Below are 17,087 nucleotides of genomic sequence, written 5' to 3' on the forward strand. Positions count from 1 at the left end.
ATCACCCTTTCTTATGAAGTTTTATGCGCGGGTCTAACAGGCCGTATGCCAAATCAACCAGAAACAGCAGGACGATCAGAATCACACTGTAAAATACGGTCGTTCCCATGATGACCGGGTAATCTCGCTGATTGATGCTTTCTACGAAATATTTGCCCATTCCCGGTATGGCAAAAATTTTCTCGATGACGAAACTGCCCGTTAAAATACTTGCGGCAAGCGTCCCGAGTACTGTCACAACAGGCATAAGAGCATTTTTCAATGCGTGTTTGATCACAATTTTGACGGGAGAAAGCCCCTTTGCTTTTGCCGTGCGGATGTAATCCTGAGTCAGCACTTCGGCCATGCTTGATCTTGTCAGCCTCGCGATAATAGCCATGGGACCGACGGCAAGCGCAACAGTCGGCAGGACCATGTGAACGGGACTCGTCCAGGTAGCTGCCGGAAACCATTTCAGATGAACCGCAAATTGCTGAATCAGCAGCGTAGCCATAATAAAATTCGGAATGGAAATCCCGAGCACCGCAAGGCTCATGGCCGCATAATCGAGAAAGCCGCCGCGCCTGAGAGCGGCCATTATGCCGAGCGCGAGTCCGGAAATCACAGCGATGATGATCGCCGTTATCCCAAGCTCAAATGAGACCGGAAACCCGCGTTCAAGCATAGCGTTTACACTGTCTGACGGTTTTTTAATTGAAGGACCGAAATCAAAGGTAAGAATGGATTTTAGATAGATGGCGTATTGTGTGATAAGAGGTTCGTTCAGATGGTAGTAGGATTCGAGATTTCGCTGGACCGCTTCGTTTGTGCCCCGCTCTTCGTTAAAAGGCGAGCCGGGTATCACTTTCATCATGACAAATGTCAGAGTGGTGATGACGAGGACGGTCATAATCATGGCGATAAAACGTTTGATAAAATACCGCAGCAATGCCGTTCACCCCTTTAACAGAAAGTTGTTCTCATGGCGAGTTCTGTCATGACGAGCATGGCCTGATAGGCTTCCGGCATGTCTTTTGCCTGAAATTGAACGATTGTCGTTCCCGGGATGATTTCTGTGCCCGGCATTAAATGGGCCCATTCAGCCTGTCCGTAGTTGGCAAATTCAATGCCTAATACAGGTCTTTCAGGCGGAGTCAGCGGTTTGACCTTATCTTTATTTTTGAGCGCATAGGCTGTTTTTTCCGTCAGGAGCCGTCCGGCTTTTTGAGGGGACAGGCATTTGACCGCAGTTCTTGAAATGGTTTGTTTGACGGCGGCAGTCGTCACATTCGGGATCAGCTCCTCCGCTTCTTTTGCGGCGCAATCATCTCCGGCAGCCATGATGACCGGGACATCGTAAAATCCGGCGAGATAGGCATTTAACCCCAGTTCACCGACCGGCTTATCATTTATGTAAAAGTGGCGGACGCCGAATATCATGCTGTGCGACATAACGCCCGGCATCGACGCTCTCGCATGATAGCCGATAAACATCACACCCGAATACGATTCATCAAGCCCCTGCATCATGGAAAACGGCTTGACATCCCCCGTAATCAGCTCTGCCTCAGGGTGAAGTTTTTCAGCGAGCAGATTATTCATCTTTGAGTGGCTGTCATTCACGGTCACTTCCGTGCATCCGTTATTAAACGCTTCTGCGATGCACCAGTTTGCTTCTTCGGTCATCAGAACCCTGCCGCGCTCATAATTGTGCATGCGGGAATTGACAAATGTTTCATCAGGCAGTCCGGAAATCCCTTCCATATCCACAGATAGATACAGTTTCATGTAATGCCTCCTTTTTTACTTAAAATTTCGATATTAAATTATGAATATTCTAACAAATTATATTAAAAAAGGATGAAACATGCAATATACCATTCTGCCATTATGGGAAAAAACAAACCCTTTTCACCGGGAAAAGGGTTTGCTGGTAGAAAAAGTTACATACCGTTTTTGTTTATAGGGTGACCCCGAAACTGTCTGACCGCACTTCTGTATTCGCGATCGGGAATGACCTGATGCCTGATCGGTCCAGGAGTCTGCGGCGAAGGCTCTTCAGCCGCCTGCTTACAGACGGCATGCGGTTTATGCGCCAGCTTATGTCCCATGCCGGTCGCATTCATGACAAATGATAAACACACTAAAAGCAAGCTTAAGATGAAAGCAATAAGAAACAAATCGCTGTATGTCCCCATCAGCAGGTCATGCGGCGATTGTGTGCCGCGCGCGCCCCGAAGCATGCCGGAAGCATCTCTTTTCGTAAAATACCCTATTAAAACAGGTGCGCCCATATAAATGAACAGCCTCAAAAACTGAACGGCCGTCATGCGTTTCACCAGTTCCGGAAGCGGTCCGCCCAACGCGGCTCCCATCAGTCCGGCTGCCACGATAAGCCCTGTCCCGGCCGCCAGCATCACGAAAAGCCCCGCAAATAGAATAAGGGGTATATGATGATCCGCCGTCATCCATTGGAAATTCACGAACACCAGTATAACAGAGCCTGTTATGCCGAGCATGCCCGGACCGACTTTATCATATGCTAATGCACTGATAACAGCGGCGATGGCCACGCCTCCCAAAAGGCATGCATATAGGAATATCTGTTGAGTTTGTGACATGTGATATGCGGTCTGAAGCTCCCCGTGAAATGCAGAAAGACTGACCGCTATGGAAATACTGCCCGCAGCGATCATGAAAACACCCAAAATCGGCTTTGGAATCAGCATAAGTTTAATCGAAATCAGCGCATGTTCGTTTCTGTACTGCATGATCAGCAAGATCAGGAGAATGACGATGCTTCCTCCAAATCCCGCCAATGTCTGCCATGATGAAAAGCCCCATTTCGGCAGATGAATAAATGTATAGGCGGTCAGCACGGCTGATACACCCGCTAACAGAAAACCGATGCCGTCAAATGGAGATTTTTCAGTATTTTTATGAGCGTCATCCCTCAGCCACATATAACTGAAAATGAGGCCGAAAAAAGACAGCAGGCCAAAAATGCCGAACAGCCAATGCCAATGGCCGGCGCTTGCCGCCGCCGTGCCTAAAACGGTCCCCATAATGACGGACCCGTAAAATCCGCCGATTAACACAAATAATGCGTAATTCCGGCGTTCAATCGGAAACGAAAGCACCAGCATCGGAATCATAATCATCAGCATAGTGCCCGCCGCAGCCCCCTGTAAAAAACGGCCCGCGGCGAGCGGATAAATATCATTTGTCACAGCAGCAAGCAGCGCTCCGATGACACCCGCGGCCATCGAAATCATATAGACAGGCCGGGAGCCGAATCTTTTTCTTAAATACGGCCCCGCCGGCACGAATAAGGCAAATGCCATATTACCGATAATAATCGGATGAAAAGAGTCAAAGTTTTCCCCGCCGACCGTCTGCCGGACAAGGCTTTGGACAGCCGAAAGAGCCGTATTCGACATCAGCCCCGGCCCGACCGCCAGCACAGCAAGCAGAGAAATGATCCAGTGATGTTTTTCTTTCATTTGACAGCTCCTTTCTTACTATTTGACAAAGTGAAAAAGCTAACAGATTTCCCCCATTAGCTTGACAGAATTTTTTCATATCTTTTCATGTGAAGGATTGAACATAATATCTCATTATTATTTCAAATCCGATGGAAATTGTCAATATAAAGCGCCGCCGTCCGATTTCGTCTTTTTCACAATTTCCCACAATCTTTTCATTATTATCCCACACTTTTTGTTTAAGATGGAGTCAGTAATAATAGGCAAATCATGCTATGATGAAATAGAGAAACGGAGTGAACATGATGGATAACTATCGTGATGAAAATCGGACAGACCAAAAAGAACAGGAAGTCCTTTTAGTAAAAGAACACCCGCAGCCGGCCGGATATTCCGCGCCGGACGAGGACAAGAAAAAACGAAGCTTCGGCTGGTTCAGACCGCTTCTCGGCGGAGTGATCGGCGGAGGGCTCGCCCTCGGCATCTATACATTTACGCCGCTTGGAGACCATCAGACTCAAGATACTTCCAATCCGGCTCCCGCTCAGGAAACGTCATCGGTAACCGCTAAGCAGACATCTTCTGAATCCGGCAGCGGCAAATCGGCAAACAGCTCATCGGCAAATTCAAGCAGCATTTCGAATATGGTGGAAGACATTTCACCGGCGATTGTCGGAATCACCAATCTGCAAAAGCAGCAAAGCAGTTCCGATTTATTCGGATTCGGATCAAGCTCGGATTCAAACTCTAATTCGTCGGGTGATGATGCGGAAACGGGATCGGGTTCAGGCGTTATTTTTAAGAAAGCAAACGGCAAAGCGTATATCATTACGAATAACCACGTGGTCGAAGGCGCCTCTTCCCTTAAAGTGTCATTATATGACGGCACTGATGTAACAGCTAAACTCGTCGGCAGCGACTCTCTGACAGACTTGGCCGTTTTAGAAATCAGAGATAAACACGTAACAAAAACGGCAAGCTTCGGCAGTTCATCCGCTCTCAGAACGGGTGAATCCGTCATCGCCATCGGTGATCCGCTCGGAAAAGACCTTTCCCGCACCGTCACACAGGGCATCGTGAGCGGCTTAAACAGAACCGTCTCGATCTCCACGTCAGCCGGTGAGTCAAGCATCAACGTCATCCAAACCGATGCCGCCATCAATCCCGGAAACAGCGGCGGACCGCTCTTGAATACAGACGGCAAAATCATCGGCATCAACAGCATGAAAATCAGCGAAAATGATGTAGAAGGCATCGGCTTTGCCATTCCGAGCAACGATGTAAAACCGATCGCCGAAGAGCTTCTCACGAAAGGACAGGTGGAGCGCCCTTATATCGGCGTGAGCATGATCGACTTGGAACAAGTGCCGCAAAACTATCAGGAAGGCACACTCGGCCTCTTCGGCAAACAGCTGAATAAAGGGGTTTACATTCGCGAAGTGGCGCAGGGATCCCCTGCTGCCAAAGCCGGATTAAAAGCAGAAGACATCATTATCAGCTTAAAAGGGAAAGAAACTGACACGGGCAGCGAACTTCGCAATATTCTCTACAAGAATACGAAAGTCGGCAGCACCGTTGACGTGAAGATTATCAGAAACGGCAAGGAAATGACGAAAAAAATGAAACTGACTCAAAAAGAAGAAACCTCTTCTTAACAAAAATCCAAGGCAGCCGCCTTGGATTTTTTTATATACAGCTGAAACTTTAGGCCTAGATCAGCCGTATGACTCAGTGTACAAAGGAGGATACATACACATGAAACAAACCGGACTTTTGCTGGTCGTTACCGGCCTGATCTTGCTGCAGCTGAGCATTCAGCTTCCTCAGCAAAACACTGCTTGGGGAATGACGCTTGGTGCAAGCATTTTACTGAACCTTTCGGGAACCGGACTGATCATGCGCTCTCTGCACACGCAGACCGGCCGCAGATGAATGAAAAAAGCCGCGGGACATTCTGTCATCCTGCGGCTTTTATTTTACATAAAAGCACCCTGTCCGCTGGCCGGACAGGGTGTTTGTTAAGACATATGCTGGTCCCGATAAATCTTTTCGTTTTTCATACCGTACGCTTTTTGCACGATATAGAGCGGACGGTCTTTTGCTTCGTCATAAATCCTTCCGATATATTCGCCGATCATTCCGAGCATTAATAGAACGATGCCGCTGAATAACAGCTGTATCACAATCAGAGAGGACCAGCCCGTAATGGTGCTGTCTGTAAAAAGCTTCATGTATAAAACGATAAACATATAGAGAAAACCCGCTCCGGACATGAGCATTCCCGCATAGCTTGCCGCCTTGAGCGGTTTATGAGAGAACGTTGTGATCCCGTCCATGGAAAGCTTCAGCATTTTTTTAAGCGGGTATTTCGTTTCCCCCGCAAGCCGCTCATCTCGTTCATATTCTACAGCAGTCTGCTTAAAGCCGACCCAGCTGACGAGTCCTCTGACAAAAGGGTTTTTTTCTTTTAATCTTTTCATCTCATCACAGACTTTTCTGTCCAGCAGGCGGAAATCTCCGGTGTCGAGCGGAATATCAATATCAGTCACGCTCCGCAGCAGCCGGTAAAACAGAGAGGCCGTCTGTTTCTTGAAAAAGGTTTCTCCCTTTCGTTTCGTTCTGACGGCGTACACCACATCGTAGCCTTCTTTCCACTGCTCAATCATATCAAGGATTAATTCAGGAGGATCCTGCAAATCGGCGTCAATGACGGCGATTGCATTCCCCTCTGCATAATCCATGCCCGCTGTGATCGCGATCTGATGTCCGAAGTTTCTGGAAAAATCAATAATTTTCACTCTCGGATCAATCAGACTTTGCTCTCTTAAAATCTCAATACTGCGGTCTTTGCTTCCATCATTGACAAAGATCAATTCATAATGCTCTTTTGTTTGATCCATGACTTCTTTCAGGCGCTGATAGGTTGTCTGAATGACGAGTTCCTCGTTATAAACCGGGACGACTATTGAATATTGAATATGTCTGCTCATGTTTTTCCTCCTATTCATCAGATTGCAGTTCGTATAGTGAAGCTGACTGATTCATTCCGCCCGGCCCGCCGCTCATCCGGCTGTTTTTACCCGCGGCCTTGCTGCTTTTTGTATCAGCTGCATCATGATTTTTCGTTTTCTGATCTGTGCTTGATTGCCATTTGTCTGAAGATACTTTCTTTCCGTTTTTCTCAACCCATTCAACAATATCGTTGTTTCCGCCTTTGCCCATTCCGGATGTTAAGAAGTATTTTACTTTCCCTTCTTTTACGAGCTTTTTAAATTGAGTCAGCGTAATGGCCGGGTCAGACCCGCTGAATCCGCCGATCGCCATGACCGCTTTTTTCGTTTTTATAATGTAAGGCGCCGCTGTGTTGGAATCGGTTGTAGCAAATAGATAGTCTGCTCCGGCGTTATGCTTCTCTAAATAGTTGATCAGTTTTGTATTGACAGATGCGTTATCCATTCCCATGCCTTTTCCGCTTGCTGACGCAAGCTGAGGGCCTGTTTCAGGCAATGAGCTGTTGCCTCCGTACAGAAGCGGTGTGCTTGCCCAATAAATCGGCATCACCATCAAGACGAGAAGGGCCGCAAGTGAAACATAGTAACTGAGCGGTTTTTGGCGCTGTTTGAATACGAACAGGGCGATTGCTGCCACTGCGCCGAGAACGCCTGCTCCGATGCTCCAGCCTGCGCCGATTTGATCATTGTAGTTTCTGAGGATAAACAGCTCAAATCCGGTTGTCACAAGAATAGCGGCCGGCAATAGCCAAGACTTCCAGCCTGTCTGCTCGCGGTACAGATGAACGAGGGCGACCCATCCCGCACCGGTAAGAGCAGCGATTGGAGGCGCCAGCATAATGAGATAATAATGGTGGAAAAATTCCGCCACACTGAAGAATCCGGCAATCGGCACAAGCCACGCTGCCCAAAAGATCGTTTCCTTCTGTTCTGCAGATAATCTTCTTCTTTCTCTCGCCCCGGCGATCACTAAACCGGCCAATCCAAAAATCGCAAACGGCAGGAGCCAGCTGATCTGATCGGATAATTCTTGTTGGAAGAGTCTCAGCGGACCGGGTGTTCCCGTACCGAACATTCCTGACCCTGACTGCATTTTCGAGCCGGTGCCTGTACCGCTTTTTCCTCCGCCAGGACCGCCTTTGCCGCCGTCTCCGCCGCTTGGAGGGCCTCCTTGACCGCCGCTTGGCATTTGGCCGTTAGATGGAGGTGCCGTCATACTGCCGGTTTGTGATTTGTCTCCGCTTGATGAACTGCTGCTTGAAGACTGTCCAGGCGGTTTTTGCATTTGTGAAGAACCGCCGGAAGAAGACATCTCTTTCGATGCGTTTCCGTCGGGCCCGCCCTGGCCGGCGGAACTTTGCCCCGTCAGCCGCTGAATCCCGTTATATCCGAAAGCCAATTCCAATACGGAGTTTGTCTGGCTGCTTCCGACATATGGCCTTTTGCCGGCAGGAATATTGTCAACAATGAGCGGCCATGACAATGAAACGGCTGCTAATACGGCCAGCGCGCTTACCAGTGAAATGATTTTTTTCTTAATCGCGGTATTTGCCGCCATCATATAGAACAGCAAGAAGGCCGGTAAGATCATATAAGCCTGAAGCATTTTTGTGTTAAAGCCTACTCCGACGACAAAAAATGCCGCCAAAAGCCAGATCAGTTTTCCTTTTCGAATCGCTTTAAAGAGAAGCCATGTGGCGAACAAGAGGAAAAAGACCAGCAACGCATCAACATTGTTTGTGCGCGCTACGGCTACAGCAATCGGTGTACACGCCATGACAAACGAAGCGATGCGCGCCGCCGTTTTTCCGAACGTCGGCTTTATTAATAAGTACATGAATAGAACTGAACCTACCCCCGCCAATGCCTGAGGCAGGATGACGCTCCACCCGTGCATACCGAATATCAGCGCGCTGATCGTTTGAATCTGGTATGTAACAGGCGGTTTATCTACCGTGATAAATCCGGCTGCGTCAAATGAAGCGTAAAAGAAATTATGAAAGCTTTGAAGCATACTCGTTACCGCTGCGGTGTAATAAGGATTCACCGTATCGTCATTCCAGATGTTGTACATATTCAAGAATGCGGAAGCGAGTAAAATGAGGATTAAGACCGCGTCTATCTCGCGTTTTTTCATTTTCACCTGTGTTTTCACTCCTTTTGTTTAACTTTGAACAAGTGTAACAACCAAATGTGAAAAATTTATTAATAAACAAAGACAATTATTTTGCCGTTTACAAATAGGTAAAAAGAATGGCAAAATGGGTAAAAAAGCAAAAAAAAAGATGCCCCCGTCAAGCTGGGAGGCATCTGTCATTATTTCTGATTTACTGAATCGGTTTCAGCCGCGCTTCTATTTCAGAACGGCGGTGTTCGAGATAAGGCGGGAGCGCAACCGTTTTGCCTAGCTCTTCAGGTTTTTCATCAACCATAAATCCCGGACCGTCCGTTGACAATTCAAACAGAATTCCGTTCGGTTCCCGGAAGTACAGCGCTTTGAAATAATAACGCTCTACAATGCCTGAGTTGCTGAAACCTTCTTTCGTAATGATGCGGTGCCATAAAGCAAGCTCCTCCTCATTCTGAACACGGAAGGCCACATGGTGCACGCTGCCTTTTCCAGGACGCTCGCGCGGAAGATCGTTTCTTTCAATGAGATGGACTTCTGTACGCGCGCCACCGTTTCCGGATTCGAGCACCGTAACCGTGCCCCGGTCTTCATGTGTTTCTTTCCCGATTTCAGTGAAGCCCAGCACATCGGTTAACACACGCAGCGTCGGTTCTGCGTACGGGACGGTCAATTCAACGGGACCAAGACCGCGGAAAGAATATTCTTCCGGTATGCCGCTTTGCTTCACCGCTTCACCGATGTCTTTTCCTTTTTCGTCAGCTGTCAGCACAAGCCGCTGTCCTTCATGATCCTGAAAAGCGAGTGTGTCCCTGCCCGCTGTTTTCACGATCTCACTGTGAGAGACCTGATGCTCTTCAAATCGTTTTTTCCAATATTGAAGCGCTTGTGCATCCGGAACACGCAGGCCGATTGAAGAAATACTGTTTGTCCCCGCATGGAACGGCGCGATCCGCGGAATCTCGAAAAACGTCAATTCCGATCCCGGATTGGCTGATTCATCACCGTAAAATAAGTGATACATCGTCGGTTCATCCTGGTTTACCGATTTTTTCACAAGCTTCAGCCCCAGGATATTTCGATAAAAATCTAAATTTTTCTGCGCATCAGCCGTCAATGCTGATACATGGTGTATTCCATTAACTTTCATTATATTATCCTCCAGTCGATTATCTCGATTTCGAGATATTTTATATATACAATTTATGTTATCCGGATCGCAAAGTCAACCCATCTGCTTCACAGACAGTCTGCAGACTGCCGCTCCGCAAATAACGAACCTTTGATATTAAAAAACTATTAATGTTCGTTTTTAAAACGGTATTTTTTCCTTCTCAAAAGCAGAAACCTTTATCTTTTAGGGAAAACAACAAAATCAGAAAATTTATTTTATTCGTGTTTCAGCAATTAGGGTTTACAATATGGAAAATAGTTTTTTCAGCATGACGATTTTACATCTGGAGGGATAGGATATGCAGATTGAAGAGAACGGACTTAAAAAAGAGATCGGCCTTACCATCGCCCTCTCACTTGTTATCGGCACCATCATCGGTTCCGGCGTATTTATGAAACCAGGCGCCGTGCTTGCCTACTCCGGTGATGCGAAAACCGCGCTTATCGCGTGGCTGTTAGGAGGCATTTTGACGCTTGCCGGCGGCTTGACCGTTGCGGAAATCGGCACTCAGATTCCGAAAACGGGCGGACTTTATACATATCTAGAAGAAGTGTACGGCGAATTTTGGGGCTTTTTGTGCGGATGGGTTCAAATTATCATTTACGGCCCCGCCATTATCGGAGCAATCGGCTTGTATTTCGGCTCTTTGATGGCGCACTTGTTCAATTGGGATTCCGGCTGGTCTAAATTGATCGGGATTTCAGCCGTTTTGTTTTTAAGCATCATTAACATTATCGGAACGAAATATGGCGGCATCGTCCAGGGAATTACGACGGTCGGCAAATTGATTCCGATTATCTGCATGATCGTGTTCGGCCTTTGGAAAGGCGATCAGCATATTTTCACAGCCGTTACAAGCAGCATGTCGGACATGAATTTCGGCGCTGCCATACTGGCCACCTTGTTTGCTTATGACGGATGGATTCTGCTTGCGGCACTCGGCGGCGAAATGAAAAATCCGGAAAAGCTGCTCCCGAGAGCGATGACGGGCGGACTGCTGGTCGTCACCGCCATTTATCTTTTCATTAACTTTGCGCTGCTGCACATTCTTCCTGCGACCGACATCGTCAAACTCGGTGAAAATGCGACCGGCACCGCTGCCGGAATGCTGTTTGGCGACATCGGAGGAAAATTGATCAGCGTCGGAATCATCGTCAGCATCTTCGGCTGTTTAAACGGAAAGATTCTCGCTTTTCCGCGTGTCTCGTTTGCGATGGCGGAACGGAAACAGCTGCCGTTTGCCGGACAGATTTCGCGGGTGCATCCGACGTTCCGCACCCCGTGGATTGCCGTGTCATTTCAGATCGCGCTGGCCATTATTTTTATGATCGCCAGCAATCCCGATAAGCTGTCTGAAATCTCTATTTTCATGATTTATATTTTTTACGTCATGGCCTTTTTCGCCGTGTTTATCCTCAGAAAAAAAAGCGGCGGAAAACCGCGCGCCTACAGCGTGCCTTTGTATCCGATCATTCCTGTTTTGGCCATCGCGGGTTCACTGTTTGTGCTGATCAGCACGATCATTACAGATACACTGAGCTGCGCGCTGTCCCTCTTGATCGGCCTCGCCGGGCTGCCGCTCTATTTTTGGCTGAAAAACGGCAGAAAAAACTGACAAAAACGGTTCCTTTTACGGGAGCCGTTTTTTTTCTGGCAAAATCACGTGCAAAAGTTGACAGCAAATTCACATCTTTTGTTATACTTTTTAAGCAAGATGTCTGAATTCGAAGTATGTTACGTTTTTTTGGCGAAGTGGGTAACATAAGAAAAACAGGATGAGACACGTTTTTACGAAAAAATCAAGAGGCGTTTTTTTCGACTTTATCTGTTTTTTTTCGACAAAAGGCTATATAATAATTTGATGTGTGCATTGTCTCATTCAAACAATGGAGGGTTTTTAATGATAAAAAGAAAAAAAGATAAGTTCTCACTCCTTTTAACAGAAATCGCAAAAAACATAGACGAAACCGCAGAATATTTTGTCAACTTTAAAGTGACGAACCAGACGACTTTAAAGGAATTTGCCGATACGTTAAAAGAGTTTGAAACAAAAGGAGATAATCATGTTCATGTCATGATTAAAGAGCTGAACAAAGCTTTTATCACTCCCATTGAACGTGAAGACATCCTTGAGCTGACAAACAGCCTCGATGACGTGCTTGACGGAATCGAACATTTTTCAGCAATGATGGAGATTTTCTCGATCACTTCTTCCGATGAGCATATCGATAAGTTCAGCGGATACATCAGAGAGTGCGCGAAGGAAATTTTAATCACGATTGAACTGCTTGCAGAAAACCGATTGAAGGACATTCACCCTCACGCCATTAAAATTAAGGAATACGAGCACAGCTGTGATAACCTGCACCGTAAATCATTAAAAAATCTGTTCGGCACAGAAACCGATCCGATTAAAGTGATTCAGTACCGCGAAATTTACGAAACGCTTGAGGAAATTGCCGACTCTTGCCAAAGCGTTGCCAATAACCTTGAAACCATTATTATGAAAAACGCGTAACGAGGGGTTATAATGGATACTCTATTACTTTTAACGATATTAATTGTCATATGCGCTTTGGTATTTGACTTCATTAACGGATTTCACGATACCGCAAACGCAATCGCCACCTCAGTTTCGACAAAAGCGCTGAAGCCGCGGCACGCAATCGTCATGGCCGCCATCATGAACTTTCTCGGAGCAATGACATTTACCGGTGTGGCGAAAACCATTACAAAGGACATTGTGAATCCTTATACATTAGACAATGGGTCAGTTGTCATTCTTGCGGCTCTACTCGCCGCAATCGCCTGGAACTTGATCACATGGTATTTCGGCATTCCGAGCAGCTCTTCACATGCGATTATCGGAGCGATCGCCGGAGCGGCCATTGCAGCGTCAGGTTTTGCGACGCTTAATTATAAAGGGTTCATTAAAATTATCGAAGCACTTATTTTATCACCGATCATCGCCTTTGTTCTCGGCTTTATCGTATATTCGATCGTGAAGCTGATTTTTAAAGACAGCAATTTGGCGAAAACAAATAAACGCTTCCGCAGAGTGCAGATTTTGACGGCTGCCATTCAGTCCTATACACACGGAACGAACGACGCGCAAAAAGCGATGGGTATTATTACGATGGCGCTTATGACGGCCAATTTACATAAAAGTGATGCCATTCCTTTTTGGGTGCAGCTCTCTTGTGCCCTGGCAATGGGTCTCGGCACATCCATCGGCGGCTGGAAAATCATTAAAACCGTCGGCGGAAAAATTATGAAAATCCGTCCGGTAAACGGCGTATCTGCCGACTTAACCGGCGCAGCCATTATTTTCGGGGCCACGTTTATTCATCTCCCTGTCAGCACGACGCACGTCATTTCGTCTTCCATTCTCGGTGTGGGCGCTTCCCACCGCGTAAAAGGCGTAAACTGGGGAACGGCTAAACGGATGCTCATTACATGGGTCATCACCCTGCCGATTGCAGGTACACTCGGCGCCATCGCCTTTTTCATCCTAGATCTCTTTTTCTGATGACATCCGCTTCTTTACAGAAGCGGTTTTTTTGTGACAGGAAAATGATGTCATGACATAGAATGAACATAGCAGACCATTTTTCAAATTGTGAGGGATGCTCATGCTTTTGTTTTTTCAGATTATGGTGTGGACGATGGCGGCCGCACTCATTTTATATGTGTACGCATCCTGGCGGTATGAGGCAAAGGTAAAAGAAAAAATGTTTGCCATCCGTAAAACGTGGTATTTACTATTTGTACTGGGCTCCATGGTCTATTGGACATATGATCCCGAATCGCTCTTTGCCGCATGGAGACAATATTTGATTGTTGCCGTCTGCTTTGCCCTTATTGATGCGTTTATCTTTTTGAGCGCGTATATCAAAAAGCTCGCCGGCAATGAATTAGAGACGGATACGCGGGAAATTTTAGAAGAAAATAACGAAATGCTTCACTCCTATCTTGAAAAACTGAAAACCTATCAATATCTGTTGAAAAATGAACCGATCCATGTATATTATGGAAGTACAGAAGCTTATGCGGAAGGCATCAGCAGACTGCTGGCCGCTTATGCCGAAAAAATGAATGTCACGGCTTCCTTGTGCGACTATTCCGCACAATCGGATAAGGACCGCTTGACGGAGCATATGCCTGATGCGGCGGACGTTCAGTCCCGTCTTAACCGTAAAGACGTCTACTATGATCAAAAAGGCAGGCTTGTGCTTATTCCGTTTACAGTCCAGAACCGCCATTACGTGATCAAACTCACGTCGGAAAACCTGTTGACGGAATTCGATTATTTGCTTTTCACATCGCTAACGAGCATTTATGATTTAATGCTGCCAATAGAAGAGGAAGGTGACGGTTAAATGGAGCAGGCATTTCAAAACGGGCAGCCGGAACAAAGAGCGAAACCGTTCAAAATGTTTAAAAAACGTTCAATGACAAGTATCGCAAGTTACCAGGTCAGCCCTCATACCGCCAGAATTTTCAAAGAAAACGAGCGGCTGATTGACAAGTATAAACAAAAAAAAGCTTGATTACACTAAGGACAGGAGACACGGCTCTTGTCCTTATTCCTTTTTTCCATATCTTTCATATAATAAAACCAACAAAGAGATGCGACAGGTGATGATGTGAAGAAAATTGTCAGGCGCGTAAAGTTTGTGGATTACGGACGCTTCGGGCTTTCCGCTTATTCGCTGAGGATGCGGGCGAGGAATCTCAGGCTATTGAACCGGTTAAAAAAGAAAAAAGGCTGAATCCCGCAATGTGAACGGGACTCAGCCTTTTTTTGTTAAAGCTGCATCAGAATTTTGCTTTTACAGCGGGACCGTAGACGCCATCAGACGTCAGTCCGTTTACAGATTGGAAGCGGGCCACGGCATCTGCCGTTTTCGGACCGTAGATACCGTCAATGCCGTTATTGACAGCTCCTTTTTCAGGATAGAAGTAAAGCGCGGCGAGCGCGTTTTGCACCTGGTATACCTTTTCGCCGGACGTGTACGGCTCTGTCAGCTGAATCACCTCGTCCGGAAGAGAATACAGTGCTTCAACCGGCGGGCTGACGATCAGTACTTGTCCGACTTTAATCAGGTTCGGGTCAGCGATGTTATTCCATTTCTGCAGATCGGCCACGCTGACGCCGAATTTCCGCGCGATCGCCGACAGCGTATCTCCTTTTTGGACGGTATACGTCTGTCTTTCCCCAGAACCGATTCCCGCTTTAAACTCATCCCATGTATCCAACAGTCTTCTCGGACAAAGCTTTCCTGACCAATGCTTGTGCGCAACGACATTTGCAAGCGGGATGCCGTGCGAGGTCATTAATGTGCGGATGAGCCATTGGGCGTTTGCCACGGCCTGTGAAAAGTTGCCGTCTGCGTTTTCACAAATTTCAATACCGATGGATTTACGGTTGCCGTCCCCGTTTCCGTCACCGGCATGCCAGCCGTTTTCGTTCAGCGGAAGATGCTGATAAATTTCCGTATCATCGACTGTGAAATGCCAGCTTGTCGGTGTATCGGGATTTTTCACATAGCTTGCGTGACTTTTGGCGTTAGCTCCGACTGCGGTATTGGCTGTATTGTGCACCGTAATGTAAATCGGTGTCATTGCATAGCCTGGACGGTTATTGTTTCCTGCCGGGATAAAATCCTGTGTGATTTTTACCATATTCTCATCTCTCCTATTTCGATAAATTGTTTATTTTTAATAAAGCCTGCTGTTTTTTCCCTTTTGCTGTAACGTAATTGTTTTTAAACCAGGCGGCGGCAGTCGTTATGATTGTAAAAACGGCCGACCCGGCGGCATACAGCGTATCTGCAAGCTGGCTGACCTGGTCCTCCTGAATATTCAGCGGCGATTTGCCGAACATCAGCAAAGTTTGATTCAATAAAGCAAGCAAAAGAAGCACCGTCCTGACGACCGTGCCTTTGTCCGCGAATTTCATATCGGTTTCCCCCTTACTTTTGCAGCAGATTGTACATGATGGCGATGGCTCCGCCAATGACGCCCGTGCAGATTGCTGTCACGATCGCTCCTGTAATGGTCCGCTTAATCCATGTTGTGTTTTCGTCAATTTTGTTCAGTTTTTCGTTCAGCGTCATGATTTGCTGATCCTGCCGGTCGGATACCCGCTCTAATGCGGCCACCCGCTGTTCAAGCACCTTTTGTTCACCTTTGATGCCTGCGAATTCTTTTTGCACCGCTTGTTCATCCAGAAGCACTTCCGCTCCCCCCTCTTACATTGTTCTCACCTCCCTTCGGAAGCTTCATTCTTACGAAAATGCCGTGCCTTTGACAGAAAGGCTCCCGCCGGAAATGCTTTTGATTTCCATGACGATTTCCTTAAAGCCGGCAATATCAAATGACCACACTTCTTCTGTGCCTGACGTACCGGCGGCTGATGTCCCGTCATCAGACCTGATTCCTCTGATCGGCACGTTTTTTCCCGAGATGGATCTCCCCCAAAACGCGACATGACCCGACTCAGCCGTGCCGGTGATTTCGACGAGAAGTTTTTTCCAAGCGCCCGCCGAGAAGATGCTTCCCTCGCCCGCCTCTGCTGCATTTTCATGAAAAATCACATCTGTATATGAAAACGCCATATCACCGCCCGTACCGACAGATTGGTATAAAACAAATTCGGACTGTTTTTGATTTCCGTTTTCAAAACGGAACCGATAATATCTTTTTGTCAGGCTGACCCAACCCGAAGCGGTCAGCACTCCGCCTTTTACTGCGACAGAATGTGAAGCTGTCCACGAATTGTTATCCTCGCTCTCTTCGATAAAAAGAGTTCCGCTGCGGTCCGAATAAGCCCACCCCTGTGCTCTGTTTATTAAGACGGCTCCTAAACGGTCTTGTCCGAATTGGCTGTAGACTTCAATCGCTTCTAGCGGCGTATTGGTAAGGAGCTCTGCCATTCCGGACAAATCAGCAACCGGTGTGACATAATCGTTTTTGTTACCGCGATAAGCTTTTACGGCGCCGGGCCTGCCAAGTTGATCGGCGGGAAATTCAAATGAATGCTTTTTCATCGGCCGTCCTCCTTTTCTGATTTATTAAAAATGACAAATAAAAAAAGCCGTTTGGCTTATGACACAGCATTTTTATAATTTTCGTATGTTTCACCCGTTATTTCTTGAAATTCCTCAGGCGTGATATACTTCGCGGCCACACCTTCAGCCAGATCTTCGGCAGAGCAGTCATCATAGCCCATAGCCTGTTTTACCATTTCTATTGTGGCCCACTTATAAAACAAAGCGTAAACCCAAAAGTTAAGTCTCTTCATTTTT

The 17,087-nt window shown here is 46.9% G+C and carries 19 protein-coding genes; 8 read left to right on the top strand and 11 right to left on the bottom strand.

Annotated features, from left to right (window positions below):
* Nucleotide 1: 1 nt before the first annotated feature.
* The 3 genes from SB24_RS03315 to SB24_RS03325 all read right to left on the bottom strand — a co-directional run bounded on the left by SB24_RS03315 (nt 2) and on the right by SB24_RS03325 (nt 3,482).
* Nucleotides 2-928 carry an ABC transporter permease gene (locus SB24_RS03315; RefSeq protein WP_007610853.1) on the bottom strand — a complete coding sequence of 309 codons (927 nt, stop codon included), beginning with the start codon at nt 926-928 and terminating at the stop codon, nt 2-4.
* Nucleotides 929-942: 14 nt separating this feature from the next.
* Nucleotides 943-1,767, bottom strand: a complete 825-nt coding sequence (locus SB24_RS03320) for a M55 family metallopeptidase (protein ID WP_007407248.1) — start codon at nt 1,765-1,767, stop codon at nt 943-945.
* Between the two features lie 155 nt (nt 1,768-1,922).
* Nucleotides 1,923-3,482 carry an MFS transporter gene (locus tag SB24_RS03325; RefSeq protein ID WP_039251745.1) on the bottom strand — a complete coding sequence of 520 codons (1,560 nt, stop codon included), beginning with the start codon at nt 3,480-3,482 and terminating at the stop codon, nt 1,923-1,925.
* A gap of 287 nt (nt 3,483-3,769) precedes the next feature.
* On the opposite strand from SB24_RS03325, the gene htrA reads away from it, so the two are divergent.
* Both htrA and SB24_RS20155 read left to right on the top strand, forming a co-directional pair.
* Nucleotides 3,770-5,119 (top strand): serine protease HtrA, encoded by a 1,350-nt coding sequence (gene htrA, locus SB24_RS03330; RefSeq protein WP_156124863.1) that lies wholly within the window; start codon nt 3,770-3,772, stop codon nt 5,117-5,119.
* Between the two features lie 100 nt (nt 5,120-5,219).
* Nucleotides 5,220-5,396, top strand: a complete 177-nt coding sequence (locus SB24_RS20155; RefSeq protein ID WP_165408949.1) for a hypothetical protein — start codon at nt 5,220-5,222, stop codon at nt 5,394-5,396.
* Between the two features lie 86 nt (nt 5,397-5,482).
* Here the strand turns inward: SB24_RS20155 and SB24_RS03335 are convergent, their stop codons facing one another.
* From SB24_RS03335 to SB24_RS03345, 3 genes are all read right to left on the bottom strand, one after another.
* A complete protein-coding gene (locus SB24_RS03335; RefSeq protein ID WP_003154790.1) occupies nt 5,483-6,454 on the bottom strand; it encodes a glycosyltransferase family 2 protein in 972 nt (323 codons plus the stop codon).
* A gap of 10 nt (nt 6,455-6,464) precedes the next feature.
* Nucleotides 6,465-8,618, bottom strand: coding sequence for a glycosyltransferase family 39 protein (locus SB24_RS03340; RefSeq protein ID WP_039251752.1), 2,154 nt, complete (start codon nt 8,616-8,618; stop codon nt 6,465-6,467).
* A 184-nt stretch (nt 8,619-8,802) separates the two neighbouring features.
* Entirely contained in the window at nt 8,803-9,753 is a 951-nt protein-coding gene (locus SB24_RS03345; protein WP_039251754.1) for a ring-cleaving dioxygenase, read from the bottom strand.
* A 322-nt stretch (nt 9,754-10,075) separates the two neighbouring features.
* On the opposite strand from SB24_RS03345, the gene SB24_RS03350 reads away from it, so the two are divergent.
* The 6 genes from SB24_RS03350 (at nt 10,076) to SB24_RS20550 (ending at nt 14,549) form a co-directional block, all read left to right on the top strand.
* On the top strand, nt 10,076-11,392 hold the full coding sequence (locus SB24_RS03350) for an APC family permease (protein WP_007610842.1): 1,317 nt from the start codon (nt 10,076-10,078) through the stop codon (nt 11,390-11,392).
* Nucleotides 11,393-11,677: 285 nt separating this feature from the next.
* The gene (locus SB24_RS03355) at nt 11,678-12,295 is read left to right on the top strand and encodes a DUF47 domain-containing protein (RefSeq protein WP_003154804.1); all 618 of its coding nucleotides are present in this window, start codon (nt 11,678-11,680) and stop codon (nt 12,293-12,295) included.
* Nucleotides 12,296-12,307: 12 nt separating this feature from the next.
* A complete protein-coding gene (locus SB24_RS03360; protein ID WP_003154805.1) occupies nt 12,308-13,306 on the top strand; it encodes an inorganic phosphate transporter in 999 nt (332 codons plus the stop codon).
* 103 nt (nt 13,307-13,409) lie between these two features.
* Nucleotides 13,410-14,156, top strand: a complete 747-nt coding sequence (locus SB24_RS03365; RefSeq protein ID WP_007407256.1) for a type II toxin-antitoxin system SpoIISA family toxin — start codon at nt 13,410-13,412, stop codon at nt 14,154-14,156.
* Complete coding sequence (locus tag SB24_RS03370; protein ID WP_003154807.1) at nt 14,157-14,327, top strand: type II toxin-antitoxin system SpoIISB family antitoxin; 171 nt, start codon at nt 14,157-14,159, stop codon at nt 14,325-14,327.
* Nucleotides 14,328-14,423: 96 nt separating this feature from the next.
* Entirely contained in the window at nt 14,424-14,549 is a 126-nt protein-coding gene (locus SB24_RS20550) for a hypothetical protein (protein WP_023356844.1), read from the top strand.
* Between the two features lie 46 nt (nt 14,550-14,595).
* On the opposite strand, the gene SB24_RS03375 is transcribed toward SB24_RS20550, so the two are convergent.
* The 5 genes from SB24_RS03375 to SB24_RS03395 are packed head-to-tail and all read right to left on the bottom strand — an operon-like array spanning nt 14,596 to nt 17,083.
* Nucleotides 14,596-15,462, bottom strand: a complete 867-nt coding sequence (locus SB24_RS03375) for an N-acetylmuramoyl-L-alanine amidase (protein WP_039251757.1) — start codon at nt 15,460-15,462, stop codon at nt 14,596-14,598.
* A gap of 13 nt (nt 15,463-15,475) precedes the next feature.
* Nucleotides 15,476-15,739, bottom strand: coding sequence for a phage holin (locus SB24_RS03380; RefSeq protein ID WP_003154813.1), 264 nt, complete (start codon nt 15,737-15,739; stop codon nt 15,476-15,478).
* Nucleotides 15,740-15,752: 13 nt separating this feature from the next.
* Nucleotides 15,753-16,016 (bottom strand): hemolysin XhlA family protein, encoded by a 264-nt coding sequence (locus SB24_RS03385; protein ID WP_003154815.1) that lies wholly within the window; start codon nt 16,014-16,016, stop codon nt 15,753-15,755.
* A gap of 51 nt (nt 16,017-16,067) precedes the next feature.
* Nucleotides 16,068-16,829 (bottom strand): hypothetical protein, encoded by a 762-nt coding sequence (locus SB24_RS03390; RefSeq protein ID WP_033575307.1) that lies wholly within the window; start codon nt 16,827-16,829, stop codon nt 16,068-16,070.
* Between the two features lie 56 nt (nt 16,830-16,885).
* Nucleotides 16,886-17,083, bottom strand: a complete 198-nt coding sequence (locus SB24_RS03395; protein ID WP_012117366.1) for an XkdX family protein — start codon at nt 17,081-17,083, stop codon at nt 16,886-16,888.
* Nucleotides 17,084-17,087: the final 4 nt, after the last annotated feature.

The organism is Bacillus sp. Pc3 (genome assembly GCF_000815145.1).
Taxonomy (GTDB): Bacteria; Bacillota; Bacilli; order Bacillales; family Bacillaceae; genus Bacillus; species Bacillus velezensis.